We start from the raw sequence: 25428 nt of genomic DNA on the forward strand, positions 1-25428 counted from the left end.
CAGCCCGGAGAGACTCTGACGCTTCAAGCGTAGGTGCTGCCGGAGCAGCCGGTTACTTGACGGGCGTGGCCGCCTCGGTCGGGGCATCCGTTGCCGTGGTCGCCCGTGCCGCGGCCGGAGCCTTGACGGGCGCCTTGCGGGGCGCGCGCGGCGCCGTGACCTTGGCTGCAGGTGCTGCCGCAGCCGCAGCCGGCACGGTGACCGGAGCCGGCGGAGTGACGGCAGCGGATGCTGCCTTCGCCGGCGCCGCGGCACCCGCGGCGGGCTTCGGGCGCGAGGCGAACTCGACGAAGACGGCGCGCGGGGACTCGACGGCGGCGAGCGAGACGATGTCGCGACCGAGGAAGAAGTTGTTCACCCAGCCCCAGACGACGCGCAGCTTGCGCTCCCAGCTCGGCATGGCGAGGCCGTGGTAGCCGCGGTGCGCAATCCAGGCCAGCGGGCCCTTGATGGCCAGCTTGCCGGACTGGAAGACACCCTGTCCGACACCGAGACCGGCGACGGCGCCCATGTTCTTGTGGATGTAGTCCTTGGGACCCTCGCCGCGGAGGACGGCGACGATGTTCTGGGCCATGAGCTTGCCCTGGCGCACGGCGTGCTGGGCGTTGGGAACGCAGAATCCGCCCACTCCGCCGCCGCTGAGGTCGGGGATCGCGGTGATGTCGCCGGCGCCCCAGGCGCCTTCGATGATCTCGTCTGCGGTGCCGACGCGGAGGTCCGGGCGAACCTGCAGGCGGCCGCGTTCCTCGATCGGGAGGTCGGTGTGACGCACGATCCCGGGGTTCGCCATGACGCCGGCGGTCCAGACGATCAGGTCGGTCTCGAACTTCTCGCCGGTGGAGAGCTCGACGACGCCGTCGACGGCGCTCGTCAGCTGCGTGTTGAGGTGGATCTTCGCACCGCGCTTGTCGAGGTTGTCGATGACCCAGAGGCTCGTGGGCACGGAGACCTCGGGCATGATCCGGCCCATCGCCTCGATGAGGTGGAACTGGATGTCGTCGAACCCGATCTGCGGGTAGGACTTGAGCAGCGAGGTCGCGAACGAGCGCAGCTCGGCGAACACCTCGATGCCGGCGAAGCCTCCGCCGATGACGACGAAGGTGAGCAGGCGGTCGCGCTCGGGTCCGGCGGGGAGCAGGGAGGCCTTGTCGAAGTTGGTGAGCACGGTGTCGCGGATGGCGACGGCTTCCTCGATGGTCTTGAGTCCGAGCGCCTGGTCGGCGACTCCGGGGATCGGGAAGGTGCGCGACACGGCTCCGGCCGTGACGACGACGATGTCGTAGGCGAACTCGTACGGCTCGCCGACGGGAGGGGTGATCGTCGCGGTCTTCGACGCGTGGTCGATGTGGGTGACCTTCGCGGTGACGACGTTCGTCTTCGAGAGGTGACGACGGTGCGCCACCACGGCGTGCCGGGCTTCGATCGAGCCGGCCGCGACCTCGGGAAGGAAGGGCTGGTAGGTCATGTACGGGAGGGGGTCGACCATGGTGACCTCGGCCTCGCCTTTTCGCAGCCACTTCTCAAGCTTCCAGGCGGTGTAGAAGCCCGCGTAGCCGCCACCGACAATGAGAATTTTTGGCACGATAAGGGTCCTCCTACATGATGGAATATGCGAAAACTTACCGATTCGATCGATTTCGCTTGAGCCGCCGAAGAGCACCTATGCCGAACAGCGTTACTAGGATAGCAAACCCCAACAGCACAAGCAGCGGAACGCTGATATAGGTCAGCGTCAGCTCGGTCGGAAGCCAGGGGCTCGCGGCCGTGTCCGTCGGCAGCGGCGGGTCGCTGCTCGGGATGGCGCGGACGACGGGTGCGGCCGTCGGTGCCGCTGTCGGGACCGTGTCGATGCGCCGGTGCAGGTGGATCCAGTCCTGGAGCAGGACAGAGGGCGACGGCGAGGTCGAGGGCTTCACGTACGCCGTGACCGCGGCGGCCGCGTCGATCAAGCCGTTGCCGTAGACCGGGCTCGGGACGACGTGGCCGTTCGGGTTGGCCGTCGCGATCACGCGGTTCATCACCGCAGCGGCACTGAGCTTCGGGAACGCGGCCCGCACGAGGGCGACGAGGCCGGAGACGATCGGGGCGGATGCGCTCGTGCCGCTCCACTGCACGTAGCCGCCGTTCGGCACCACGCCGACGAGTTGTTCGCTCGGAGCGGCGACGGCGATCGTGATGCCCTGCGACGAGGCGTCGAAGCTCGCGGTCTTGTTACGGTCGACGCCTCCGACGGTGAGCACGCCGGGGATCGTGGCCGGGGCGCCGACCTCCGTCGTGCCGCTCCCCCGGTTTCCCGCGGCGGCGACGACGACGACGTCGTGGTCGAACGCGTAGAGAAAGGCGTCGTCCCAGCTCGATGGCCAGTCGAGGGTGTTCCGGGTGAGCGACATGTTGATCACGTCGGCGCCGTGGTCGACGGCCCAGCGGATGCCGGCCGCGATCTGGTCGTCATTGCTGAGCTTTGCACCGCTGCTCCCGAACGCAACCGACACCGCGAGAATGGACGCCTCTGGCGCGACGCCGATGACTCCGGTCCCCTCCGCGGACCCGCGGCCGGCCATCAGGGAAGCGACCAGTGTGCCGTGCTCGCTGCCGTCACCCACGGGGGTCTGGCCGTTGCTCGACCCCAGGCCCGAGACATCCGTGCCGCCGACGACGGCACCGGCGAGTTCGGGAACGCTCGTGCTCACCCCGGTGTCGATCACGGCGACCGTCACGCCTGCGCCCTTGGTCGTCGCCCACGCCTGCGTGAACCCGTAGTCGTTGAGCCAGTATTCGAGGTCGCGCACCTGGTCGGCGTGCGCGGGTGCCGCGTCGCCGACGACGGAGACTCCGCCGAGGACGGCGGCCAGAGCCAGCGCGAGCACGGCGCCGAGGCGCCGCTGCTGCAGGGAACGGGTCACGCGTCCGCCGCGGAATAGTCGAGGCACTCGCAGACGGCGGGAGTCCAGGCAGCCCGCGCGAGCGCGAGGTCACCGATCGGGTTGACGCCGGGTCCCGCGGCGAGCGAGTGCGCCGCGAGCGCGTGCAGGCACTTGACCCGGTCGGGCATGCCGCCGGAGGAAATTCCGGCGATCTCGGGTACGTCACCGAGCGTGGCGCGGTCGGCGAGGAAACCGGTGTGGGCGCGACGGTACTGGTCGTGGACGGTCTCATCGTCGGCGAGCAGCTGGTTGAACTCGTTCATGACCTGGGTCGCCTCGAGGAAGGAGAGCGCCGCGGTCGCGGCCGGGTGGGTCAGGTAGTAGAGCGTGGGGAACGGCGTGCCGTCGCTCAGCCGGGGCGCAGTAGCGACGACGGTGGGGGCTCCGCACACGCAGCGGGCGGCGATGCCCACGGCGTCGCGGGCGGGGCGGCCGAGCTGTGCGCTGACGATCTTCAGGTCGTCTGCGGTGACGGGAGCGAACGGCGGCCGGGTCACTGGGTGGCCTGAGGGGCGAGTCCGGCGGTCATGACGGAAGCGAACATGGACGATACCCAATCGATGTCGGTGTTCTGAATGGCCGTGGTCGCGGCGGGCGCTGCGGCAGCGGCGGCCGGCAAGGGCAGGTCATTGATCACGAGGAAGCTGACGTCACCCGGCAGCACATAGGACAGCCGGGCACGGGCCTGGGTCGTGACGTAGGTGCGGTCGTTCCAGCGTTCCCGCTCGGTCTTGAGCTGGTCGACGGTGGTCTGCTGTGTGGTGACATCTGCGGTGAGCCGGCTGATTTCCTGCTGCTGCTCGCCGTAGGTGCGAAGGCTCGGGGCGAGCACGACGACCGCGAGGATGAGGATGCCCATCATCATGAGCGAGAACCCGGACAGGCGCAGGCCGCGAAGCCAGCCGTTCATCGGGGTTTCGTCGACGCCGAGCGCGACGGGCTGCCGTTCCGTGCCTTTGACGGCCATGACGACTCCCTTCGCCGGTTCCTCGGCGGTTCTCACCGGATAAAAAAACAGAGCTCTCGAAGCGCGGGATTCACCCCGCGCTTCGAGAGCTCCAGTCGAAACTAGGCCTTGAAACGGGGGAAGGCAGAGCGGCCCGCGTACACGGCGGCCTCGCCCAGCTCTTCTTCGATCCTCAGCAGCTGATTGTACTTGGCAACGCGCTCGGAGCGGGCAGGCGCTCCGGTCTTGATCTGGCCGGCATCGACGGCGACCGCGAGGTCGGCGATGAAGGTGTCTTCCGTCTCACCGGAGCGGTGCGAGATGACGGTCGTGTAGCCGGCGCGCTGCGCGAGGGCAACGGCGTCGAGCGTCTCGGTGAGGGTACCGATCTGGTTGACCTTGACCAGGATGGAGTTGGCCGTGCCGAGGGCCAGGCCCTTGGCGAGACGCTCCGGGTTGGTCACGAACAGGTCGTCTCCGACGATCTGCACGAGTCCGCCGATTTCGGCGGTGAGGTGCACGTAGCCGTCCCAGTCGTCTTCCTCGAGCGGGTCTTCGATCGACACGAGCGGGTAGGACTTGACGAGGTCGACGTAGTACGCGGACAGCTCCTGGGCGGAGAGTTCCTTGCCCTCGAAGTGGTAGACGCCGTCCTTGTAGAACTCGGAGGCGGCGCAGTCGAGTGCCAGGCCGATGTCCTTGCCGGGCGTGTAGCCGGCGTTGGTGATGGCTTCGACGATGAGGTCGAGTGCCGCACGGTTGCTCGGCAGGTTCGGAGCGAATCCACCCTCGTCGCCGAGGCCGGTGGACAGGCCCTTCGACTTGAGCAGGGCCTTCAGGGCGTGGTACGTCTCGGTGCCCCAGCGGAGGCCCTCGGCGAAGGACTCGGCGCCGAGCGGGACAACCATGAATTCCTGGATGTCCACGTCGTTGTCGGCGTGCGAGCCACCGTTGATGATGTTCATCATCGGGACCGGCAGGGTGTGCGCGTTCGGGCCACCGAGGTAGCGGAACAGGGGCAGGCCGGCCGAGGTGGCTGCGGCCTTGGCGACGGCGAGGCTCACGCCGAGGATGGCGTTGGCGCCGACGCGGTGCTTGTTCTCGGTGCCATCGGTTTCGATAAGGACGGCGTCGACGATGCGCTGGTCGGTGGCGTCGAGGTCCTCGACTGCCGGGCCGAGCTCGTCGATAACGGCGTCGACGGCCTTGAGGACGCCCTTGCCGAGGTAACGCGACTTGTCGCCGTCGTGAAGTTCATAAGCTTCGAACGCACCGGTGGATGCGCCCGACGGAACGGCGGCACGGCTGACGGAGCCGTCATCAAGCAATACCTCGACCTCGACGGTCGGGTTGCCTCTGGAGTCGAGAATCTCGCGCGCTACTACTGCCTCAATGAGAGCCACAGCTATCTCCTGTTTCCTGTTATTTCCTAATGGGTGGGGTGTTGGTTTGGGGGGAACGTGCAGGAAGACGACGTTGTGTTCCAATCATGTAACAGTCTAGCGACGGAGGCTCCGGGCGCGGGAATCAGCCCGCGAGCGGACGGAACTCGAGCGTGGCGGCATCCGCTGTTTCATCGGTGACGAAGGCGTACCGCCCATAGCCCGCCTCGGCGGCACGGCCGAGCAGGGCCTTGAGGTTCTTGGTGCGGTGTTCGAGCCGGACGCGCAGTCCCTGGGTGACAAGCGCGGTCTTCAGGGCGACGAGGCGGCCGGGCGCTGCGTCCTTCTCGTGGATGAGCACGACGGCGTTCTCGGCGGATGCGCCGGCGTCGCCGAGCAGGTCGACGATGCGTTCGAAGCCGATCGAGAAACCGCACGCCGGAACGTCGACGCCGAGGAACCGCCCGATCATGCCGTCATACCGCCCGCCGCCGCCGAGCGAATAGCCGAGCTCGGGGTGCGCGATCTCGAAGATCGTTCCGGTGTAGTAGCCCATGCCGCGCACGAGGGTCGGGTCGAAGACGAGGTCGGCGCCGGGGAGGGCGTCGCGGAGGGCGAGCAGGTCGGCGTATGCGGCCGGGTCGAGCCAGGCGGGTGCGACGGCAGCGTCGGGTTCGCTCGCGGAGCCGAGCAGGTCCCAGCCCGCGGACGCGATCGAGCGGAGGGTCTCCGCGATGCCGTCGGTGGGGATGCCGAGGCCGTCGAGTTCGGTGACGACGCCGTCGACGCCGATCTTGTCGAGCTTGTCGATCGTGATCAGGGCGCGCTCGTTGAGGTCCGTGGGCACGTTCCAGTGCGCGAGCAGGGCGGTGAGGATGCGGCGGTCATTGATGCGCACCGAGCAGCCGGTGAGGCCGAGGGCGTCGAGCGCGGCCATCGTCGCGGTGATGAGCTCGATCTCGGCGAGCGGGCCGGCCTCGCCGATGATGTCGATGTCGCACTGCACGAACTGGCGGTAGCGGCCCTTCTGCGGGCGTTCGGCTCGCCAGACCGGGGCGATCTGGATGGCGCGGAACACCGTGGGCAGGGCGGCGCGGTGCGTCGCGTAGAACCGGGCGAGCGGCACGGTGAGGTCGAAGCGGAGGCCGAGGTCGGCGAGGCTGAGCAGGTCGCCGGACTCCGCGGCGGCGAGGGCGTCCGCCGGGGCCAGGCCGCGCTTGAGCACCGCGAAGCCGAGCTTCTCGTTGTCGCCGCCGAGGCCGGAGTGCAGCCGGGCGGAGTCCTCCATGACCGGGGTCTCGATCTCGTCGAAGCCGTGGGCGGCGAAACTGCGCCGGATCACGCCGAGTGCGTGCTCGCGGCCGGCCTTCTCGGCGGGGAGGAAGTCGCGCATGCCGCGCGGCGGGGTCACCTGTGTTGCCATGGAACCCATTGTCTCAGGTCGGGCCGGGCGACCCGGCCCGCCGGCGATTCAGTCGTTCGCGGTGGGGAGGCCGATGATGCCGGCATCCGAGAAGTCGGTGGCGGCATCCGCCGCACCCGCGAACTCCGTGCTGTCGAGTTCCGCCGCGCGGATCTCATCCTGGAGGCCGCGGACGGCCGTGCGCAGGGCGCGCTCGGAGTCGAGGCCGCGGGCCTTCGCCGCCGAGACGATCGCGAGCAACAGCGGGCCGAGCTCGTCCTCGCTCTCGAGAGGGAGCGGGAAGTCGGCGCCGTCCGCGTCGAGCAGCCCGATCTTCTGGGCGCGCCCGAGGACCTTGTCGGCGAGGGCGAGCGCGGGCATTCCCTGCGGAATGCCGTCGAGCACGCTCGTGCGGCCGGGCTTCTCGGTGGCCTTGAAGCCGTCCCAGGCTGCGGCGACGTCGTCGGCGGTCGCGAGGTCGAGGTCTCCGAAGACGTGCGGATGCCGGCCCTCGAGTTTCCGGGTCAGGCGCGCGGCGACATCCTGCAGGTCGAAGTCCTCCCCGGCGGTGTGCGCGGCGAGGTCGGCGTGGAAGAGGACCTGGTAGAGCACGTCGCCGAGCTCCTCGAGGAGTTCCTCACGACCGCCCGCCTCGATCGCCTCGATCAGTTCGTGGCTCTCCTCGAGCAGGTAGGGCACGAGCGAGGCGTGGGTCTGCTCCGCGTCCCACGGGCAGCCGTCGGGGGCGCGCAGCCGGGCGACCGTCCGGATGAGGACGTCGATCGGGGTGTCGATCCGAGAATCGACGGACGGGTCGAGCGGGCTGGTGTCGGTCACGACGACCTCCTGGGGTTGGGGTTCTTCTGCGCCGTCGCCGGCGGAGCGGCGGGGGCGACCGGTTCCTCGACCGGGCGGGGGAAGATCGCCGCGAGCAGGGAACCCGCCCAGGCGATCAGGGCCGCGTCGCCGAGCGGTTCGTCGTTGATCCGCGGCATCGGCACCATGATGGCCCCGGTTGCGACGGTGTACCGCGAGCCGGGGTACATCCGCTTCAGGCGCACCTGCATCGAGTCGGCGAGGTCGGCCGAGGCGACCCGCAGGTTGGAGCCCATCGCGACGACTTCGCTCAGGCCGGCCTGCTGGGAGAGCCAGCGCAGCCGGGAGACCAGGATCAGGTTCTGCACCGGCTGCGGCGGCTCGCCGTAGCGGTCGGTGAGCTCGTCGAGCACGAGGTCGATCTGGTCCCTGGCCGCGGTCGGGGAGCTCGCCGCGGAGAGCTTCTGGTAGGCCTCGAGGCGGAGACGCTCGCTGTCGACGTAGTCCTCGGGGATGTGCGCGTCGACGGGCAGCTCGAGCCGGAGCTCGGTCTGGCCCTCTGCGACGTCGCCGCGGAAGGCGCTCACGGCCTCGCCGATCATGCGCAGGTAGAGGTCGAAGCCGACGCCGGCGATATGCCCGGCCTGTTCGCCGCCGAGCAGGTTGCCCGCTCCGCGGATCTCGAGGTCTTTCAGGGCGACCTGCATGCCCGCGCCGAGCTCGTTGTTCGCGGCGATCGTCGAGAGCCGGTCGTGGGCGATCTCGGTGAGCGGCTTGTTCTCGTCGTAGAGGAAGTACGCGTACGCGCGCTCCCGGCCGCGGCCGACGCGGCCGCGCAGCTGGTGCAGCTGGCTCAGCCCGAACTTGTCCGCCCTGTCGATGATGATCGTGTTCGCGTTGGCGATGTCGAGGCCGGTCTCGATGATCGTCGTGGAGACGAGCACATCGAACTTGCGCTCCCAGAAGTCCACGACGACCTGCTCGAGCTGCGCCTCGGGCAGTTGCCCGTGGGCGACGGCGATGCGGGCCTCGGGCACGAGTTCGGCGAGGTGCGCGGCGATCCGGTTGATGCTCGACACCCGGTTGTGCACGACGAAGATCTGGCCCTCGCGGAGCAGCTCGCGCCGGATCGCGGCGGCGACCTGCCGGTCGGAGTATGGCCCGACGAAGGTGAGGATCGGGTGCCGGTCCTCCGGCGGGGTCGCGAGGGTCGACATCTCGCGGATGCCGGTGACCGCCATCTCGAGCGTGCGCGGGATCGGCGTCGCGCTCATCGCGAGGATGTCGACGTTGGTCTTGAGCTTCTTGAGGGCGTCCTTGTGCTCGACGCCGAACCGCTGCTCCTCGTCGATGATGACGAGCCCGAGGTCCTTGAAGATGATCGAGCCGGTCAGGAGCCGGTGGGTGCCGATCACGAGGTCGACGGTGCCGTCGAGGATGCCCGCGATCGTCTCCCGGGACTCCTTCTCGGTCTGGAACCGGCTCAGCGCCCGGATGTGCACGGGGAAGCCGGCGAATCGTTCCTGGAACGTCTCCATGTGCTGACGCACGAGCAGCGTCGTCGGCACCAGGATCGCGACCTGCTTGCCGTCCTGGATCGCCTTGAACGCGGCACGCACGGCGACCTCGGTCTTGCCGAAACCGACGTCGCCGGAGAGCAGCCGGTCCATCGGGATGGGCCGTTCCATGTCGGCCTTGACCTCGTCGATGGTCGTGAGCTGGTCGGGGGTCTCCGCGAACGGGAACGCCTCCTCGAGCTCGCGCTGCCACGGGGTGTCCGGACCGAAGGCGTGGCCCTTGCTCGCCATGCGTGCCGAGTAGAGCTTGACGAGCTCGACGGCGATGTCCCGCACCGCGTGCCGGGCCTTCGACTTCGCGCTCGACCAGTCGCTGCCGCCCATCTTGCTGAGCGCGGGAGCCTCGCCGCCGATGTACCGGCTGACGAGGTCGAGCTGGTCGGTGGGCACGAAGAGCTTGTCGCCGGGGTGCCCGCGCTTGGACGGCGCGTACTCGAGCACGAGGTACTCGCGCTTGGTCTTGACCGGGTTGCGGCCTCCGCTCGACACCTCGCGCTGGGTCAGTTCGACGAACCGTCCGATGCCGTGGGTCTGGTGCACGACGTGGTCGCCGGCCTTCAGCTGCAGCGGGTCGACGACGTTCTTGCGCCGGCTCGCGAGCTTCTTCACCTGGCGGGCGTCGTAGCCGACCGTGCGCCCGTAGAACTCGGACTCGCTGACGAGGGTGAGTTTCGTCTCGGCGAGCTCGAAACCGTGGTCGACGGATGCCTTCAGCACGTACGCGATGCCGGGTTCCGGTTGGGCGGGCCATTCGGTCACGATCCGCGCGGGGAGCTCATGCTCGGAGAGAACGGCAGCGGCGCGTTCGACGAGCCCGGCACCCTGGGCGAGCACGCCGACGGTCCAGCCGTCCTTCATCCGGCTGCTGAGGTGCCCGATGGCGCCCTCGACGCTGCCCTGGAAGCTGGGGACCGCCTCGCCCTCGACCCTGATGGTGAGGAGCTCGTCGATTTCGCGGTGCTCCGGCAGCACCGGGGCATCCGTCGGGGCGGCCTGGAAGGAACTGAAGGTCCACCAGACGTGCGCGGAGGCCGGCGCGCCGGGGGCGGTGTGCGTGACCGAGTCGCGCAGCCGGCCGAGGGTGAGGAAGTCGCCGGATTCGAGGTCGATCGGGGCGTCTGCACCGGCGGTCGCCGCGCTCCAGGCGGCGCCGAGGAACTCCCGGTTGGTCTCGGCGAGGCTGATCGCCCGGCTGGCGACGCGCTCGGGCGAGACCACGGCGACGGCGGCTTCGGCGGGGAGGTAGTGCGTGATCGGCACGAGCCGGTCGACGAGGGCGGGCGCGAGGCTCTCCATGCCCTCGACCGGGATTCCCTCCGCGATCTTGGCGAGCAGCCCGGCGAGGCTCGGGAACTCGTGTTGCATCTCCCGGGCGCGCTGCCGCACGGCGGGGCTCAGCAGCAGTTCACGGCTCGGCGGCAGGCTCACCGAGGCGACCGGTTCCGGCAGGGAGCGCTGGTCGGCGACGGAGAAGGCGCGGATCTGCTCGACCTCGTCGCCGAAGAACTCGACCCGGGACGGGTGCGGGGCGATCGAGGGGAACACGTCGAGGATGCCGCCGCGCACGGCGAACTCGCCGCGCCTGGTGACCATGTCGACGCGGGTGTACGCGAGCTCGACGAGCTGCACGGCGATGGCGCTCAGGTCGTTGCCGCGGGCGCCTGCCGTGAGCACGACGGGGGCGAAGTCGGTGAGGTTGTCGGCGACCGGCTGCAGGGCCGCGCGCACGGATGCGATCACGATCAGCGGGCGGCGGAGGTCCGGTTCGGTCTCCTCCCACTCCCGCATCCGCCGCAGTGCGAAGAGCCGCTTGCCGACGATCTCCGCGCTCGGGCTCAGCCGTTCGTGCGGGAGGGTCTCCCAGGCCGGGAAGCCGATGATCTCGGCGTCTTCGGTGAAGCAGTCGAGGTTGTCGTGCAGGTACTCCGACTCACGCCCGGTCGCGGTGATGACCAGCAGGGCCGGGGCCTTGCCCAGCCGCGCGCGCTGCTCGAGGAGCGCGGCGAGCACGGGGGCCCTGAGTCCTTCGGTGAGTGAGAAGTCGGCGTCGCGGCCCGCGCACGCGAGGGCTCGCTCGAACGTGGAGGCGCGCGAAAGGGTGGCAATTACGCCGTGGAGGGTCACCCGGTAATTCTACGCAGCACCACCGACCATCGCCTTTCCGGTCGAGAGTTGCCGTTCCGCCGGGAACTCTCGACCGGAAAGGTCACTGTCGCGGGCGGGTCAGGGCGCGTGGAACTTCTGCTGCGCAGCGGTGACGCCCTCGGCGGCGATCAGCTGGATCGCATCCGCTGCGTCTTCGAGCAGGTTCGGCAGGGTTTCGCGCTCGGTCTTCGAGAAGTCGCGCAGCACGAAGTCAGCCGGTGCCTGGCGGCCGGGCGGGCGGCCCAGACCGAGGCGGATGCGCACGAAGTCCTTCGTGCCGACGGCCGCAATGATGTCGCGGAGCCCGTTGTGGCCCCCGTGACCGCCGCCGACCTTGATCTTGAGCGTGTCGAACGGCAGGTCGAGCTCGTCGTGCACGACGATGAGTCGCTCCGGTTCGAGCTTGTAGAACCGCAGCAGGGCGGACACCGGCCCGCCGGACACGTTCATGTAGGTGTTCGGCGTCGCGAGCACGAGCCCGGGGCCGCCGGGGAAGCTGCGCCCGGAGGCGACCGTCGCGTTGGTCTTGTGGGTCTTGAAATTCGCCGACAGTCGGTCGGCGAGCACGGCGGTCACCATGTGACCGACGTTGTGGCGGTTTCCGGCGTAGTCGGGCCCGGGGTTACCGAGCCCGACTACGAGCCAGAGATTCTCGTCCAGGGAAATCCTCCTTGGTCGACGAGATCAGGCAGAAGCTGTGAAGCGGATGCTACTCGGCGGGGGCTTCCACGACGGCGGCCTCGGCGTCGGCGTCAGCCACGACCTCTTCCTCTTCCTCGGCCTCGGGCAGGTGCACGCTGATGACGACGGCGTCTGCATCGGAGATGAGCGCGGCACCGTCGGGAAGGACGATCTCGCCGGCCTTGATCTGGGCGCCCTCGTCGAGGCCCTCGACGTTGACAACGACGTTCTGCGGGATGTTGGTCGCTTCGACCTCGAGCAGCAGGGTCTTGATGTCCAGGTCGATGACGTTTCCGGCGATGATCTCACCGGTCAGGTGCACGGCGACCTCAACCTGGACCTTTTCACCCTTGCGGATGACGATGAGGTCGAGGTGTTCGATGATCTGACGGACCGGGTCCTTCTGGACGTCCTTGACGAGGGTCAGGTGGGTCTCGCCGTTGACCTCGAGCTCGAGCACCGCATTGGCGCGACGCAGGATCAGGCCGATCTGGTGGGACGGAAGTGCAACGTGCACCGGGTCGGTGCCGTGGCCGTAGATGACGGCCGGGATCTTGCCGAGCACGCGCAGCTTGCGGGCCGCACCCTTGCCGAACTTGGTGCGCAGGTCGGCGTCGATCTTGTTGTCGATGACCTTTTTGTCCTTGGCCTCAGCCATGATGTCTCCTTGTCAGGCCGCTACGGCCCAGATCAGTTGCGCAGCCGATGGCCGCGCGATGGGTGCTGGTTCAACTCGAACGCGTGTCGCGTGAGGAAAGGCCGTGAAGCATTTCGCCGCGTCGATAACGGATGCCGAGCGCGAGTGACACGCCTGGCAGCCCTCGCCGAAGTTCAACTGCCAATCCTAGCGGAGTGTGGGGGAACCGCGCACCAGCATCCGCCCGCCCCGGTCGGGCAGGCGCCCAGCCCGACCGACTAACCTTGAACGTGGTTCTCAACCAACGATTTTGAAGGAGCGAACGTGACCGTAACCGGTGCAGCACAGGCAAATATTGGCGTCGTCGGACTGGCGGTGATGGGCTCGAACCTCGCCCGTAACCTCGCCAGCCGGGAGGGGAACACCGTCGCGGTCTACAACCGCTCGTACGTGCGCACCCAGACCCTCATGACGGAACACCCCGAGGCCGGCTTCGTCGCCTCGGAGACCATCGAGGACTTCGTCGCGTCGCTGAGCCGCCCGCGTACCGCCATCATCATGGTCCAGGCCGGCAAGGGCACGGACGCGGTCATCAGCCAGCTCGCCGAGTTGTTCGAGCCCGGCGACATCATCGTCGACGGCGGCAACGCGGACTTCCACGACACCATCCGCCGCGAAAAGGCGATCAGCGCGACCGGCATCAACTTCGTCGGCGCCGGCATCTCCGGCGGCGAAGAGGGCGCACTCAAGGGCCCGAGCATCATGCCCGGCGGCTCCGCGCTCGCCTATGAGACCCTCGGCCCGATCCTCGAGTCGATCGCCGCCGTCGTCGACGGCGTCCCGTGCGTCACCCACATCGGCACCGACGGCGCCGGCCACTTCGTCAAGATGGTGCACAACGGCATCGAATACGCCGACATGCAGCTCATCGCCGAGGCCTACGACCTGCTCCGCCACGTGACCGGCCACTCCCCCGCCGCCATCGCCGACGTGTTCACCGAATGGAACAAGGGCGACCTCGAGAGCTACCTCATCGAGATCACCGCCGAGGTCCTCCGCCAGGTCGACGCCGAGACCGGCCTGCCGTTCATCGACATCGTCCTCGACGAGGCCGGCTCCAAGGGAACCGGCGTCTGGACCGTGCAGAACGCGCTCGACCTCGGCGTGCCCGTCGCCGGAATCGCGGAGGCCGTGTTCGCCCGTGCCGTGTCGAGCCACCCCGAACAGCGCGGCCCGGTGCGTGCCTCGATCAGCGCCCGCCCCGAGATCGCCGTCGTCGGCCACACCTTCGTCGACGACGTGCGCCAGGCGCTCTATGCCTCGAAGGTCGTCGCGTACGCGCAGGGCTTCGACGAGATCATCGCCGGTGCCGCCAAGTACAACTGGAGCATCGACAAGGGCGCCGTCGCCACGATCTGGCGCGGCGGCTGCATCATCCGCGCCCAGTTCCTGAACCGCATCGTGGATGCCTACGCGAACGACCCGTCGATCCCGACCCTGCTCGTCGACCCGTTCTTCGCCGCCGCCGTCGCCTCGGGCGAGTCGGCCTGGCGCCGCGTCGTCTCGACGGCCGCGCTCTCCGGCATCCCGGTTCCCGGGTTCGCCTCGGCCCTGAGCTACTTCGACTCGCTCGCCGCGGAACGCCTGCCCGCCGCCCTCGTGCAGGGGCAGCGCGACTTCTTCGGAGCGCACACCTACAAGCGCGTCGACAAGCCCGGCGTGTTCCACACCCTGTGGTCTGGCGACCGCACCGAGATCGCCACGGAAGCCTCCACCCACTAGTCGAAGCATCCGCCTCTCTCCGAGCCTGAACGCTCTCCGCGAGAGCGGAGAAAGTGCCCCTTCCCTGTGCGGGAAGGGGCACTTTTTACGCTCTCGCGGAGAGTGGAGCCGGAATTTGGGATACTGGAGCCCACGATGAACGACGACGACGGCAGCGAGCAGCACGAGCACCCGGAGCTCGCCGGGTATGAGCCGCATGACAGCGCACGTCCGCTGCGTAGCAGGCGGACACTGCTCGTCATGCGCATCGCCGTGCTGCTCGGGCTCGTGGCCCTGATCGTGCCGGGGATCCTCACGTCGCTCCAGATTGCATCCGCCACCGCCACGAACGCGTGCTCCGTCGCGGTCGCCCACTACTACCCGCTCGCGGAGGGGTCCACCGCGCGCTTCGACCTGGCCGGGCCCGGCGGGTTCGGCTGGCAGTGTTACGCGATCGACGTGCACGAGCGGGAGGCCTGGGTGATCGCACTCGGCCTGATCCCCCGCGCGCCGGGCTTCGGCCCACCGATCGTGCCGGCCTAGGCATCCGCCGACCGCGTGCGCCCGGCAGGGGCGTCGGGGTTAACGACGGATGCCCCGCTCGGGTGAGCGGGGCATCCGTCGGTGGGGGCAGCGCTGGTTACGCGGCGCCCTCGAACATCGAGGTGACGGATCCCTCGTCGAAGACCTCGTGGATCGCGCGGGCCAGGAGCGGGGCGATCGGCAGCACGGTCAGGGTCGGGAAGCGCTTCTCCGGCGGGATCGGCAGGGTGTCGGTGACGACGACCTCGGTGATCGCCGGGTTCTGCAGCAGTTCGAGCGCGGGGTGGCTGAACACCGCGTGGGTCGCGGCGACGACGACGCCGATCGCGCCGGCGGCACGGAGTGCCTCGGCGGCGAGGACGATGGTGCGTCCGGTGTCGATCATGTCGTCGACGAGCAGGCAGACGCGGCCGGAGACCTGGCCGACGATCTCGTGCACGGAGACGCGGTTCGGCACCAGCGGGTCGCGACGCTTGTGGATGATCGCCAGCGGGGCTCCGAGCTTGTCGCTCCAGATATCGGCGACGCGGACGCGGCCCATGTCCGGCGACACCACGGTGAGCGTTGCGGGGTCGAGCTTCTCCTGGAAGTGCTCGAGCAGCACCGGCATGGCGAAGAGGTGGTCGACGGGGCCGTCGAAGAAGCCCTGGATCTGGGCGGCGTGCAGGTCGATCGACATGATGCGGTCGGCGCCGGCGACCTTGAACAGGTCGGCGACGAGACGGGCCGATACCGGCTCGCGGCCGCGGCCCTTCTTGTCCTGGCGGGCGTACGGGTAGAACGGCGCTACAACCGTGATGCGCTTGGCGGAGGCCCGCTTGAGCGCGTCGACCATGATGAGCTGTTCCATCAGCCATTCATTGATCGGGTTGGTGTGCGACTGGATCACGAAGGTGTCGCTGCCGCGCACGCTCTCGTCGAAACGGGCATAAATCTCGCCGTTCGCGAAGGTACGCGCGTCGGTGTGCACGAGTTCGGTACCGAGCTCCTTGGCGATGTCCAGTGCCAGTTGTGGGTGTGCTCGCCCCGAAACCAATACAAGTCGTTTCTCGCCGCTGGCATTGATTCCAGGCACCTAGTCTCCGCTCTTAGCCGCGGCTTCCGCCGCGTCGGTTCCCGGGCGGTTGGTCTGAACCCAGCCGTCCATATTGCGTTGTGGGGCCACGGTGAGAGCCAAAGCTCCGGCCGGCACGTCCTTGCGAACGATCGTCCCGGCACCGGTGTAAGCCCCGTCCCCAATCCTAACGGGCGCGACGAACACGTTGTGCGACCCGGTGCGCACATGCGACCCCACGACGCTCGGCGACTTGGTCACGCCGTTGTAGTTCGCGAAGATCGTTCCCGCCCCGATATTGGAGTGCACACCGACCGTCGCATCGCCGACGTAGCTCAGGTGCGGCACCTTGCTGCCCTCGCCGATGACGGCGTTCTTGGTCTCGACGAAGGTGCCGATCTTGCCGTCGGCGCCGAGGATGGTTCCGGGCCGCAGGTAGGAGAACGGGCCGACGGATGCGCCGGCGCCGATCACCGCGAGGGTCGCGTCCGTGCGCTTCACCTCGGCGTTCGCGCCGATTTCGCAGTCCACGAGGGTCGTGTCCGGTCCCACGACGGCTCCGGTCTCGATGACCGTCGCCCCGAGGATCTGGGTGCCGGGCTTGATCGTGACGTCGGGCGCGATCGCGGCGGCGAGGTCGATCCAGGTCGTCGCGGGGTCCTGCACGGTCACGCCGGCGAGCTGCCAGCCGCGCACGATGAGCGCGTTGAGCTGCCGGGCGGACTCGGCGAGCTGGGCCCGGTCGTTGATGCCGGCGACGAGCCAGGCATCCGCCACCGGGACGGCACGCACGTCGGAGCCGGACTCACGGAGCAGGCCGATCACGTCGGTGAGGTACTTTTCGCCCTGGGCGTTCTCGGTGGTGATGAGGGCGAGCTGAGCACGCAGTTCGGCGATACCGAAGACGTACACACCGGCGTTCGTCTCCGTGATCAGGCGTTCCTCCGGGCTGGCGTCCTTCTGTTCCACGATGCGGTCGAACGCTCCGGCCGCGTCGCGCACGATGCGGCCGTAGCCGGTGGAGTCGTCGGGGAAGGCGGACAGCACGGTCGCAGCGACGGAGCGTTCGCGGTGCGCGGTGATGAAGCTCGCGAGGGTCGCCGCGTTCAGGAGAGGAACGTCGCCGCTGACGACGAGCACGTCGCCCTCGAAGTCGACGGGCAGAGCCTCGATGGCCTGCTCGACAGCGCGGCCGGTTCCCGGCACCTCGTCCTGGTCGACGACGATGCTCTCGGGCAGGTCGGCCTCGACGATTTCGACGAGCCGGTCGCGCTCGTGGCGCACGACGGTGACGACGTGCGCGGCGTTCAGCGCGGATGCCGTCGCGAGCACGTGGCTGAGGATGGGCAGTCCGGCGAGCGGGTGCAGCAGTTTGGGGGTCGCGGATTTCATCCGGGTGCCCTGGCCTGCGGCCAAGACGACGATGGCGAGACGGGAATCGGTCACGGGGTCCTCGTGCTTCTGTGTTGCCGGCCGGGGGGACCGGATGCGGGCGCCACTGGAATGCAGCACTGGAAATGATCTACTGCTCCGCCGCCAGGACTCGAACCTGGACCTAACAGCTCCAAAGGCTGTCGTGCTGCCATTACACCACGGCGGAATTCGTCGACCGGGGCCGACCAACGCTGATAAGTCTGCCAGAAGTATCGGGCGCGGCGCACAGCCGGGCGCGTCGACGACCTGTACCGGTGAGCGGATGCCCCGGCTAGCCGGATAATAGGACGATGCCCGGCAATGACGAAGTAGACCGCATCGTGGATGCCTGGCTGCGCGAGCGGCCGGACCTCGATTTCGCCCCGTTGCAGGTACTCAGCCGGGTCGGTCGCCTCGCCAAGCACCTCGACCGGGCCAGGCGCACCGCGTTCTCCCGCTCCGAGCTGGAGTCGTGGGAGTTCGACGTTCTGTCGGCGCTTCGCCGCGAGGGCGCACCCTACGAGCTCAGCCCGAAAGCCCTGCTGCAGCAGACCCTCGTCTCGAGCGGGACCATGACCAACCGGATCGACCGGCTCGTCGAACGCGGCCTCGTCACCCGGCGTACCGACCCCAACGACGGCCGCGGCATCTTCGTCGTGATGAACCCCGACGGGCTGATCCGGGTCGACGCCGCGATCACGCGCCTCGTGGACGCGGAGGCCGAACTGCTCTCCACCCTCACGGCGGGAGAACGCGAACGCCTCGCCTCCCTGCTCCGCAAGCTCAGCCTCGACTTCGACTGAGCCGACCCCTCGCCTGGCCGGGCCGCCTACAGGGCGGACTTCGGGAAGCTCTTCCACGCCGAGCGGAACCGGCTCTCGAGGTGGGCGCCGCGGAACTGCTCTGTCGCATGCAGGCGACCATAGGTGAACGAGTTCTCGTTCTCGATGTAGGCCTGCATTCCGAGTTTGAGCAGGACCCCCTTGGCGACGACGCTGTCGTGGTGCTCTCCGAGGATGTCCTGGACGAGCCGGGCGGAAGCCACCAGCCGCGCCGCCCGTTTCGGGCTCAGGGGCAGCGCCGACTCCGTCGAGTACCGGAGGCGCTTGGCGATCTTGCGCACCTCGTGCAGGGCGGCATCGTGGTCGGGGCCCTGCGGCACCTTGCGTGCGCCGCGGACGGCCTTGCGCAGCCGGTCGGCGTCGCGCGAGATGATCGACGGCGCTACGGAGCGGGCCGGCTTCTTGGCGAGCGCGGTGAACGGCGGGTCTGCGATGAGGGCGTCGAGGGCATCGAGGAGCCGGAAGTACCGCGGACTGTCCAGGGCGACGTCCGCGTACACCTGCGCGGCGGTGAGATCGGCCGTGAAGTACGCGTCCAGGCGCTTTCCCACCTGTCCAACGACGAGCTTGGCCGGTTCCGACGACAGCAACCTGGCCAGGTTGTGGTGCAGGATCTCGTTGTCGCGGGTGGCCCCGAGCACCCGGGCGATCCACTGGAGCTCATCGCCGAGGGCGGTCGCGAGCCCGCCGGGAAGCAGGTCGCGATAGCTGGCCAGTACCGAACGCATCCGCCGGGTCGCGACCCGCATCTGGTGCACGGCTTCGGCGTCGTCGCGGCGCACGAGCGGGTCCTGGCGCACGAGCGCGCGCATCTGAGTGTCGAGGTAGGCGAGCAGCAGCGCGCCCGTCGTGCTCGACCTCGTCGGGGCGGGCGGAGCGGCCGGGGCGTTGGCCGGGAGACGGTCGCCGAGGGCGCGGCCGAGCTTGGAAGGGTAGCCCGCACGGCTGACTCCCCCGGCGGCGAACGCGTCCGCGACGGCATCGAGGAGCGCGGGCGTGCCCTCGACGAGTTCTATCTCCCATTCCCGCCAGTCCTGGCTGAGCGGGCCGGGTGCGAGGCGGTCCGCCCGGACGCTGTCGTCGCAGACCTCGGCGAGCACGGCACCGGTCTCGCCGCGCAGCACGTGCACGATCCGCTGGTTGCGGAGCCGCACGACGGGCACGAGCACCTGGTCGCGCACGAGCACGCGCACGCGCTGCTGGAGCCCGGCGGGCACGAGCTCGGGGTCGCTCCCGAGCGGCTCGTGCACCTCACGGCGCTCGTCCGGGCCGCGCCCCTCGACCCCGGAGGGAAGCTTGAGGTGCCACCCCGCATCGTCACCGCCGGTGCGTCGCCGGAGCGTGATCCGGTGTGCGGCAAGGGTGAGGTCTGCCGTGTCGTAGTAGACGGCGTCGAGCGATTGCTCGATCGGGGCATCCACCCAGGTCACACCGGGCAGGTCCTGCAGGGGCGGTAGAACGGATGCCGCGTCGACGTCGTACTTGCGCTCGATCTCTGCGAAATCCACGGCATTCATGCACGACAGTGTACGCCAGGCCTTCGGCACCCCGGGTGGCCTAAACCCCCGTCATGGGCCGAAAATGCCGTCCGACCACGGGGACGCGCCGGCTGGGCGCCTCGGAGTGCCGCACTCCGGTCATCGGGCGTTCGCGCCGACGGCGTCAGTCGGAGGGCTTGACGGCCGTGACGATGGCTCCGTGCATGCCGGGGGCGACCTCGTGGGTGTACTCGACGCTGAGGTCGCTGAACCCCGCGGCGGCGAGCGCGTCGAGGTATTCCTGGTGGGAGAGTGCGCCGGCGATGCAGCCGGCGTAGCTGCCGCGCTCGATGCGGTCCTGTTCGCTGAGGTGGTTCTCCGCGACCACGTCGGAGATCCCGAGGCGCCCGCCGGGCTTCAGGACGCGGTACATCTCGGTGATGACGGCGGTCTTGTCCGCGGACAGGTTGATCACGCAGTTGGAGATGATGACGTCGATGGCCGCGTCGGGCAGCGGGATCTCTTCGATCCGGCCCTTGATGAATTCCACGTTCTCAGCGCCGGCCTTGGCGGCGTTGGACCGGGCGAGGGCCAGCATCTCGTCGGTCATGTCGAGGCCGTATGCGAACCCGGTGGGGCCGACCCGGCGTGCGGAGAGCAGCACGTCGATGCCGCCTCCCGACCCGAGGTCGAGCACGGTCTCGCCGGCGCGCAGGTCGGCGACGGCCGTGGGGTTGCCGCAGCCGAGGCTCGCCAGGAGCGCTTCCTCGGGGACTTCGGCCCCTTCGCCGCCGGTGTACAGGACCGATCCGAAGACGTCGCCGTTGCCGAGGTCGGTGGGCACGCAGCACGAGGCGGATGCGGCGGACACGTCGGTGAGCTGGAGCGCAGCGGCGGCATACCGCTCGCGGACGAGTTCGGTGATGTCGGACTTCTCGGTCATGAGCGCTTCCTTCCTTCGGACGATCGTGGGGTGGTCATGCGCTCGTCAGCAGTCGGGCGACCGAGTCGAGCGCGCCGGGCACGAGCGCAAAATGGGCCCAGTTTCCGCGCTGGGTACGCGTGAGGAATCCCGCATCGGTCAGGACTTTGAGGTGATGGGACACGGTGGGCTGGCTCAGCCCGACCGGTGCGGTCAGGTCGCAGGCGCAGGCTTCCTGCCCCTCGGATGCGGCCACGATCGAGATCAGGCGCAGCCGGGTGGGGTCGGCGAGGGCCTTGAGCGATCGCGCGAGGCTGACGGCATCCGCTGCGGCGAGCGTCTCCCGCGTCAGCGGCGCGCAGCAGGCGCCGACGTCGGCGACGGGGAGCAGGGAGGTGATCGACATGGGCCCAGCATAGCCGCGTATTGACACTTGTCGATATAGCGGGCCATACTGGAGGTATCGATGAATGTCGATATAGCGAACGAGGAGAATCCGAGATGGCTGCCATTCGAATTTACGAGCCGGCCCTGTGCTGCGAGTCCGGGGTCTGCGGACCCGAGTCGGACGCGTCGCTCGTGACCATCACGGCGGACGTGCGTCGCCTCAAGGATCTCGGCGCCGACATCGAGCGCCACAACCTGGCCACCGACCCGACCGTGTTCATCGCCGACGAGACGGTCCGCGGCTTCATGCACACCGTCGGCTCGAAGGGACTCCCCCTCACCGTCGTCGACGGGGTCACCGTCGCGACCGGAACCTACCCGAGCCGCGACGAGCTGCTCCGCTTCGCCGGCCTCGGCGACCCGGCGCCGGTCGTGCCCGCCCGCACCCAGCTGGGGCTGACCGAACGGGGCCAGACCGAGAAATCGGGCGGATGCTGCGGCGGCGGCTCCGGCTGCTGCTAAGCCGCCTCCGATGAAATTCCTCGAGAACCCGCCCCGCTTCCTGTTCTTCACCGGCAAGGGCGGGGTCGGAAAGACCTCGGTCGCTTGCGCCACCGCCCTGGACCTCGCCGGTCAGGGCAAGACGGTGCTGCTGGTCAGCACCGACCCCGCCTCGAACGTCGGCCAGGTGTTCGGCGTGACGATCGGGAACACGGTCACTCCCCTTGTCCGTGTGCCCGGGCTGTCCGCCCTCGAGATCGACCCGGAACAGGCCGCCGCGGCATACCGGGAGCGCATCGTCGCACCCGTGCGCGGCCTGCTGCCCGACGACGAACTGTCCGGAATCATCGAGGGCCTGTCCGGTTCCTGCACGACCGAGATCGCCTCCTTCGACGAGTTCACGAGCCTCCTCGCCGACGAGGCCGTCTTCGGGCAGTACGACCACATCGTCTTCGACACGGCGCCGACCGGGCACACGATCCGGCTGCTGCAGTTGCCGGGATCCTGGACCGACTTCCTCGAGGCCGGCAAGGGCGACCCGTCCTGCCTCGGCCCGCTCTCGGGGCTCGACAAGCACCGCTCGATGTACGCCGCTGCCGTCGCGACGCTGACCGATCCGGCGCGCACACGCCTGATCCTCGTCGCCCGGGCGCAGGCATCCTCTCTCGGAGAAATCGAACGCACCTACCTCGAACTGAACCAGATCGGCATCGGCGGCGGCTTCGTCGTCGTGAACGGCGTGCTGCCCGCGGTCGCCGGCACCGAGGACCTCACCCGCGCCGTCCGCGCCCGGGAGCGAGCCGCGCTGGCCGCCCTCCCCGCCGCTCTCGCCCACCTCCCGCTGGACGTGCTCGAACTCAAGGCCGCCAACATGGTCGGCATCCCGGCACTGCAGACGCTCTTCGCGGCGAGCACCGAGACGGACGAATCCGACACGATCGGCCAGACCGTGGACACCGGGGACATCCCCGACGCCCCGCTCGCGGCCCTCGTGGACGCAATCGAACGGGACGACCACGGCCTCGTGCTCTGCATGGGGAAGGGCGGGGTCGGCAAGACCACGATCGCCGCGTCCATCGCGGTCGCACTCGCCGGGCGCGGCCACGCCGTCCACCTCACCACGACGGACCCCGCCGCTCACCTCACCGAAACCCTGCACGGCAGCGTGCCCGGTCTCGAGGTGTCCCGCATCGATCCGGTCGAGGCCGTGCAGACCTACCGCGACCACGTGATGGCGACCAAGGGCACGGCCCTGGACGCGGAGGGCCGTGCGGCACTCGCCGAGGACCTCCTCTCCCCTTGCACCGAGGAAGTCGCCGTCTTCCAGCAGTTCTCCCGGGTCGTCCATGAGTCGCGCCGCAGATTCGTCGTCGTCGACACCGCCCCGACCGGGCACACGCTGCTCCTGCTGGATGCGACCGGTTCCTATCACCGCGAAATGGCGCGGCAGATCGGCGACTCGCTTCCGTTCACGACACCGCTGATGCGCCTGCAGGACCCGGCGCTGACCAAGGTCATTCTGGTCACGCTCGCCGAGACGACCCCGGTGCTCGAGGCCGAAGGGCTGCAGGACGACCTCGAGCGGGCCGGCATCCGCCCGTGGGCCTGGGTCGTCAACGCCTCCCTCGCCGCAGCCCGCCCGACCTCGCCCTTCCTCCGTGCCCGGGCCGCGCGGGAGGTCGAGCAGATCGACCGGGTGCGACTGCTGGCGAACCGGATCGCCGTCGTCCCCCTCCTGCCGGAGGAACCCATCGGACAGGAGAAGCTGGCGGCACTGACCGCGCTCAGCCCGCAACCGGCCCGGTGACCCGGGAATCGACATTCATCGATAGAGTGGGACCGCGTCATATCGACGTTCATCTATTTATTTCCTCTGATGCTGCGGAGCCCCATGCCATTCCCTGAAACCCCGCCCGCAGCATCCGTTGCCGCCCCGGCCACCGCTCCGGTCATCGCTCCGACCCGCCTCGGGTTCACCGACCGGCTCCTCCCGGTCTGGATTCTCGCGGCCATGGGTCTCGGGCTGCTGCTCGCGGTCGTCGCCCCTGGCATCGGCGCACTGCTCGGCGCGTTCACGATCGGTTCCGTCAGCGTGCCGATCGCCATCGGCCTCCTGGTGATGATGTACCCGGTGCTCGCGAAGGTGCGGTATTCGGATGCCCGCGCCGTCGCCGGCGACAAGCGTCTGCTGATCTCCTCACTCGTGATGAACTGGCTCGTCGGACCCGCACTGATGTTCACGCTCGCCTGGATCTTCCTGCCCGACCTGCCCGAATACCGCACCGGGCTGATCATCGTCGGCCTCGCCCGCTGCATCGCCATGGTGCTGATCTGGAACGAACTCGCCTGCGGAGACCGCGAGGCCGCGGCCTTCCTCGTCGCCGTCAACTCCGTCTTCCAGGTGTTCGCCTTCGCGGCGCTCGGCTGGTTCTACCTGCAGATCCTCCCGGCCTGGCTCGGCCTGTCCACCACGAGCGCAGAGTTCTCGATCTGGGCGATCACCGCGAGCGTGCTCGTGTTCCTCGGTATCCCGCTCCTGGCCGGCTACCTGTCCCGCCGGGTGGGCGAGGCCACCCGCGGCCGGGACTGGTACGAAAGCCGGTTCCTCCCGCGCGTCGGCCCGTTCGCGCTCTACGGGTTGCTCTTCACGATCGTGCTCCTCTTCGCGCTCCAGGGCCGGCAGGTCATCGACCATCCCCTGGACGTGGCCCGGATCGCCCTGCCGCTCCTGGTGTACTTCCTCGTCACCTTCCTGACCGGGTTCCTGCTCGGCAGGCTCATCGGCCTTCCCTACGAGCGCACCGCGACCCTCGCCTTCACCGCGGCGGGCAACAACTTCGAGCTCGCGATCGCCGTGGCCATCGGCACCTTCGGCGCAGGCAGCGGCCAGGCCCTCGCGGGGATCGTCGGCCCGTTGATCGAGGTGCCGGCCCTCGTCGCCCTCGTCTACGTTGCGCTCTGGCTCAGGCCCCGCCTGTTCCCGGCCGGGGCAACAGGCAGACTGGACTCATGACAGTGGTTTCACCTTCGCATGCTCCGAGCGAATTCCCCTGCGGATGAACCTGGTCATCCGAGACCTCACCGAAGGTGACTGGTCGGACGTAGACGCCATCTACCGGGGCGGCATCGCAACCGGACACGCCACATTCGAAGTCGAGCCTCCGGGCTGGCGCGACTTCAACGCCGGAAAGCTGCCGGCCCAACGCCATGTGGCGGTAGACGGCACTGCGATCGTCGGTTGGACTGCAGCCTCGCCCACTTCGACCCGGGACGCGTATCGCGGAGTCGCCGAACACTCGATCTATGTGGCAGCGGAGGCACGCGGGCGAGGCGTCGGCCACGCCCTCCTCACCGCCCTCATCGACTCCACCGAAAGAGCCGGTATCTGGACTCTGCAGTCCGGTATATTTCCGGAGAACACCGGAAGCCTTGCGCTGCATGCAGCGCACGGGTTTCGCGTCGTCGGCAAACGACAAAGGCTCGCACTGATGACCTACGGCCCCCTGGCGGGTCGCTGGCGCGACGTACTACTCGTCGAGCGTCGCAGTCACGTCGTCAGCTAGACGCTCGCGGGCAGGAGCTCGGCAAGGAGGACCTGGATGCGCGCCTTGATGTCGTCGCGGATCGGGCGCACCTCGTCGATGCTCTTGCCCTTGGGGTCGACGAGCTCCCAGTCCTCGTAGCGCTTGCCGGGGAAGATCGGGCAGACGTCGCCGCAGCCCATGGTGATGACGACGTCGGAGGCCTGCACCTGGTCGGTGGTCATGAGCTGGGGCACGGCCTGGGAGATGTCGATGCCCTCTTCGCTCATCGCCTGGATCGCCATCGGGTTGATCTGGTCGCCCGGCTCAGAACCGCCGGAACGCACCTCGACGGCTCCATGGGACAGGGCGCGCATATAGCCGGCGGCCATCTGCGAGCGACCGGCGTTGTGGATGCAGACGAACAGAACGGTGGGCTTCTCAGACACGGGGATTCCTGACTCTCGATGTCCTCAAAGTATAGACGTTTGTCTAT

Annotated in this window: 23 protein-coding genes and 1 tRNA gene; 7 read left to right on the forward strand and 17 right to left on the reverse strand. The window is 68.9% G+C overall.

What is annotated here, in order from left to right:
* Positions 1-52: 52 nt before the first annotated feature.
* The 10 genes from MQH31_RS16430 to MQH31_RS16475 all read right to left on the reverse strand — a co-directional run bounded on the left by MQH31_RS16430 (position 53) and on the right by MQH31_RS16475 (position 12531).
* A complete protein-coding gene (locus MQH31_RS16430; protein ID WP_243012918.1) occupies positions 53-1582 on the reverse strand; it encodes an NAD(P)/FAD-dependent oxidoreductase in 1530 nt (509 codons plus the stop codon).
* A 37-nt stretch (positions 1583-1619) separates the two neighbouring features.
* The gene (locus tag MQH31_RS16435) at positions 1620-2903 is read right to left on the reverse strand and encodes a S8 family serine peptidase (protein ID WP_243012919.1); all 1284 of its coding nucleotides are present in this window, start codon (positions 2901-2903) and stop codon (positions 1620-1622) included.
* On the reverse strand, positions 2900-3421 hold the full coding sequence (locus tag MQH31_RS16440; protein ID WP_134535818.1) for a DUF501 domain-containing protein: 522 nt from the start codon (positions 3419-3421) through the stop codon (positions 2900-2902). Before MQH31_RS16440 ends, MQH31_RS16435 begins: the two co-directional genes overlap by 4 nt.
* Positions 3418-3891 carry an FtsB family cell division protein gene (locus tag MQH31_RS16445; RefSeq protein ID WP_134535819.1) on the reverse strand — a complete coding sequence of 158 codons (474 nt, stop codon included), beginning with the start codon at positions 3889-3891 and terminating at the stop codon, positions 3418-3420. The genes MQH31_RS16440 and MQH31_RS16445 overlap by 4 nt, the downstream gene beginning before the upstream one ends.
* A 101-nt stretch (positions 3892-3992) precedes the next feature.
* Positions 3993-5273 (reverse strand): phosphopyruvate hydratase, encoded by a 1281-nt coding sequence (gene eno, locus MQH31_RS16450; protein ID WP_134535820.1) that lies wholly within the window; start codon positions 5271-5273, stop codon positions 3993-3995.
* A gap of 124 nt (positions 5274-5397) precedes the next feature.
* Positions 5398-6675: a histidine--tRNA ligase gene (gene hisS / locus MQH31_RS16455; protein ID WP_243012920.1), complete on the reverse strand. Its 1278-nt coding sequence runs from the start codon at positions 6673-6675 to the stop codon at positions 5398-5400.
* A 48-nt stretch (positions 6676-6723) separates the two neighbouring features.
* Entirely contained in the window at positions 6724-7491 is a 768-nt protein-coding gene (locus MQH31_RS16460) for a nucleoside triphosphate pyrophosphohydrolase (protein WP_243012921.1), read from the reverse strand.
* Positions 7488-11171, reverse strand: coding sequence for a transcription-repair coupling factor (gene mfd, locus MQH31_RS16465; protein ID WP_243012922.1), 3684 nt, complete (start codon positions 11169-11171; stop codon positions 7488-7490). Before mfd ends, MQH31_RS16460 begins: the two co-directional genes overlap by 4 nt.
* Before the next feature lie 99 nt (positions 11172-11270).
* Positions 11271-11852, reverse strand: a complete 582-nt coding sequence (pth, locus tag MQH31_RS16470) for an aminoacyl-tRNA hydrolase (RefSeq protein ID WP_134535823.1) — start codon at positions 11850-11852, stop codon at positions 11271-11273.
* Positions 11853-11901: 49 nt separating this feature from the next.
* Positions 11902-12531, reverse strand: a complete 630-nt coding sequence (locus MQH31_RS16475) for a 50S ribosomal protein L25/general stress protein Ctc (protein WP_134535824.1) — start codon at positions 12529-12531, stop codon at positions 11902-11904.
* Positions 12532-12888: 357 nt separating this feature from the next.
* Between MQH31_RS16475 and gnd the strand changes: the two genes are divergently transcribed.
* Together gnd and MQH31_RS16485 are read left to right on the forward strand one after the other, a co-directional pair.
* The gene (gene gnd, locus MQH31_RS16480; protein ID WP_243013022.1) at positions 12889-14292 is read left to right on the forward strand and encodes an NADP-dependent phosphogluconate dehydrogenase; all 1404 of its coding nucleotides are present in this window, start codon (positions 12889-12891) and stop codon (positions 14290-14292) included.
* Positions 14293-14427: 135 nt separating this feature from the next.
* Positions 14428-14814, forward strand: coding sequence for a hypothetical protein (locus MQH31_RS16485; protein ID WP_134535825.1), 387 nt, complete (start codon positions 14428-14430; stop codon positions 14812-14814).
* A 97-nt stretch (positions 14815-14911) separates the two neighbouring features.
* Here MQH31_RS16485 and MQH31_RS16490 read toward each other — a convergent pair whose 3' ends face one another.
* The 3 genes from MQH31_RS16490 to MQH31_RS16500 form a co-directional block, all read right to left on the reverse strand.
* Positions 14912-15889, reverse strand: coding sequence for a ribose-phosphate diphosphokinase (locus MQH31_RS16490; protein WP_134448255.1), 978 nt, complete (start codon positions 15887-15889; stop codon positions 14912-14914).
* Complete coding sequence (gene glmU / locus MQH31_RS16495; protein WP_243012923.1) at positions 15890-17314, reverse strand: bifunctional UDP-N-acetylglucosamine diphosphorylase/glucosamine-1-phosphate N-acetyltransferase GlmU; 1425 nt, start codon at positions 17312-17314, stop codon at positions 15890-15892.
* An 82-nt stretch (positions 17315-17396) separates the two neighbouring features.
* Positions 17397-17468 (reverse strand) — tRNA-Gln (locus MQH31_RS16500).
* 124 nt (positions 17469-17592) lie between these two features.
* On the opposite strand from MQH31_RS16500, the gene MQH31_RS16505 reads away from it, so the two are divergent.
* Positions 17593-18084: a MarR family winged helix-turn-helix transcriptional regulator gene (locus tag MQH31_RS16505; protein ID WP_134535826.1), complete on the forward strand. Its 492-nt coding sequence runs from the start codon at positions 17593-17595 to the stop codon at positions 18082-18084.
* Positions 18085-18110: 26 nt separating this feature from the next.
* On the opposite strand, the gene MQH31_RS16510 is transcribed toward MQH31_RS16505, so the two are convergent.
* From MQH31_RS16510 to MQH31_RS16520, 3 genes are all read right to left on the reverse strand, one after another.
* A complete protein-coding gene (locus tag MQH31_RS16510) occupies positions 18111-19640 on the reverse strand; it encodes a CYTH and CHAD domain-containing protein (protein WP_243012924.1) in 1530 nt (509 codons plus the stop codon).
* A gap of 145 nt (positions 19641-19785) precedes the next feature.
* On the reverse strand, positions 19786-20544 hold the full coding sequence (gene arsM / locus MQH31_RS16515) for an arsenite methyltransferase (RefSeq protein ID WP_243012925.1): 759 nt from the start codon (positions 20542-20544) through the stop codon (positions 19786-19788).
* Positions 20545-20578: 34 nt separating this feature from the next.
* The gene (locus tag MQH31_RS16520) at positions 20579-20929 is read right to left on the reverse strand and encodes an ArsR/SmtB family transcription factor (RefSeq protein ID WP_243012926.1); all 351 of its coding nucleotides are present in this window, start codon (positions 20927-20929) and stop codon (positions 20579-20581) included.
* A gap of 95 nt (positions 20930-21024) precedes the next feature.
* Between MQH31_RS16520 and arsD the strand changes: the two genes are divergently transcribed.
* The 4 genes from arsD to MQH31_RS16540 all read left to right on the forward strand — a co-directional run bounded on the left by arsD (position 21025) and on the right by MQH31_RS16540 (position 24974).
* The gene (gene arsD, locus MQH31_RS16525) at positions 21025-21432 is read left to right on the forward strand and encodes an arsenite efflux transporter metallochaperone ArsD (protein WP_243012927.1); all 408 of its coding nucleotides are present in this window, start codon (positions 21025-21027) and stop codon (positions 21430-21432) included.
* A 10-nt stretch (positions 21433-21442) separates the two neighbouring features.
* Positions 21443-23218 carry an arsenical pump-driving ATPase gene (arsA, locus tag MQH31_RS16530; protein ID WP_243012928.1) on the forward strand — a complete coding sequence of 592 codons (1776 nt, stop codon included), beginning with the start codon at positions 21443-21445 and terminating at the stop codon, positions 23216-23218.
* Positions 23219-23302: 84 nt separating this feature from the next.
* Positions 23303-24424, forward strand: a complete 1122-nt coding sequence (arsB, locus tag MQH31_RS16535; RefSeq protein WP_243012929.1) for an ACR3 family arsenite efflux transporter — start codon at positions 23303-23305, stop codon at positions 24422-24424.
* Positions 24425-24467: 43 nt separating this feature from the next.
* Positions 24468-24974 carry a GNAT family N-acetyltransferase gene (locus MQH31_RS16540; RefSeq protein WP_243012930.1) on the forward strand — a complete coding sequence of 169 codons (507 nt, stop codon included), beginning with the start codon at positions 24468-24470 and terminating at the stop codon, positions 24972-24974.
* Here the strand turns inward: MQH31_RS16540 and MQH31_RS16545 are convergent.
* A complete protein-coding gene (locus MQH31_RS16545) occupies positions 24971-25381 on the reverse strand; it encodes an arsenate reductase ArsC (RefSeq protein ID WP_243012931.1) in 411 nt (136 codons plus the stop codon). The two genes, MQH31_RS16540 and MQH31_RS16545, sit on opposite strands and share 4 nt — an antisense overlap.
* Positions 25382-25428 lie beyond the last annotated feature (47 nt).

The sequence above is a fragment of the Cryobacterium zhongshanensis genome (assembly GCF_022760445.1).
GTDB classification, from domain to species: domain Bacteria; phylum Actinomycetota; class Actinomycetes; order Actinomycetales; family Microbacteriaceae; genus Cryobacterium; species Cryobacterium algoricola.

Bases quoted from the DNA above. Each gene is read 5' to 3' on its own strand.
- MQH31_RS16445 (WP_134535819.1), bottom strand. From the start codon at position 3,891: ATGGCCGTCAAAGGCACGGAACGGCAGCCCGTCGCGCTCGGCGTCGAC.
- MQH31_RS16540 (WP_243012930.1), top strand. From the start codon at position 24,468: ATGAACCTGGTCATCCGAGACCTCACCGAAGGTGACTGGTCGGACGTA.
- arsD (WP_243012927.1), top strand. From the start codon at position 21,025: ATGGCTGCCATTCGAATTTACGAGCCGGCCCTGTGCTGCGAGTCCGGG.
- MQH31_RS16485 (WP_134535825.1), top strand. From the start codon at position 14,428: ATGAACGACGACGACGGCAGCGAGCAGCACGAGCACCCGGAGCTCGCC.
- MQH31_RS16475 (WP_134535824.1), bottom strand. From the start codon at position 12,531: ATGGCTGAGGCCAAGGACAAAAAGGTCATCGACAACAAGATCGACGCC.
- gnd (WP_243013022.1), top strand. From the start codon at position 12,889: ATGGGCTCGAACCTCGCCCGTAACCTCGCCAGCCGGGAGGGGAACACC.
- arsB (WP_243012929.1), top strand. From the start codon at position 23,303: ATGCCATTCCCTGAAACCCCGCCCGCAGCATCCGTTGCCGCCCCGGCC.
- MQH31_RS16520 (WP_243012926.1), bottom strand. From the start codon at position 20,929: ATGTCGATCACCTCCCTGCTCCCCGTCGCCGACGTCGGCGCCTGCTGC.
- MQH31_RS16510 (WP_243012924.1), bottom strand. From the start codon at position 19,640: ATGAATGCCGTGGATTTCGCAGAGATCGAGCGCAAGTACGACGTCGAC.
- MQH31_RS16505 (WP_134535826.1), top strand. From the start codon at position 17,593: ATGCCCGGCAATGACGAAGTAGACCGCATCGTGGATGCCTGGCTGCGC.
- hisS (WP_243012920.1), bottom strand. From the start codon at position 6,675: ATGGCAACACAGGTGACCCCGCCGCGCGGCATGCGCGACTTCCTCCCC.
- arsA (WP_243012928.1), top strand. From the start codon at position 21,443: ATGAAATTCCTCGAGAACCCGCCCCGCTTCCTGTTCTTCACCGGCAAG.
- arsM (WP_243012925.1), bottom strand. From the start codon at position 20,544: ATGACCGAGAAGTCCGACATCACCGAACTCGTCCGCGAGCGGTATGCC.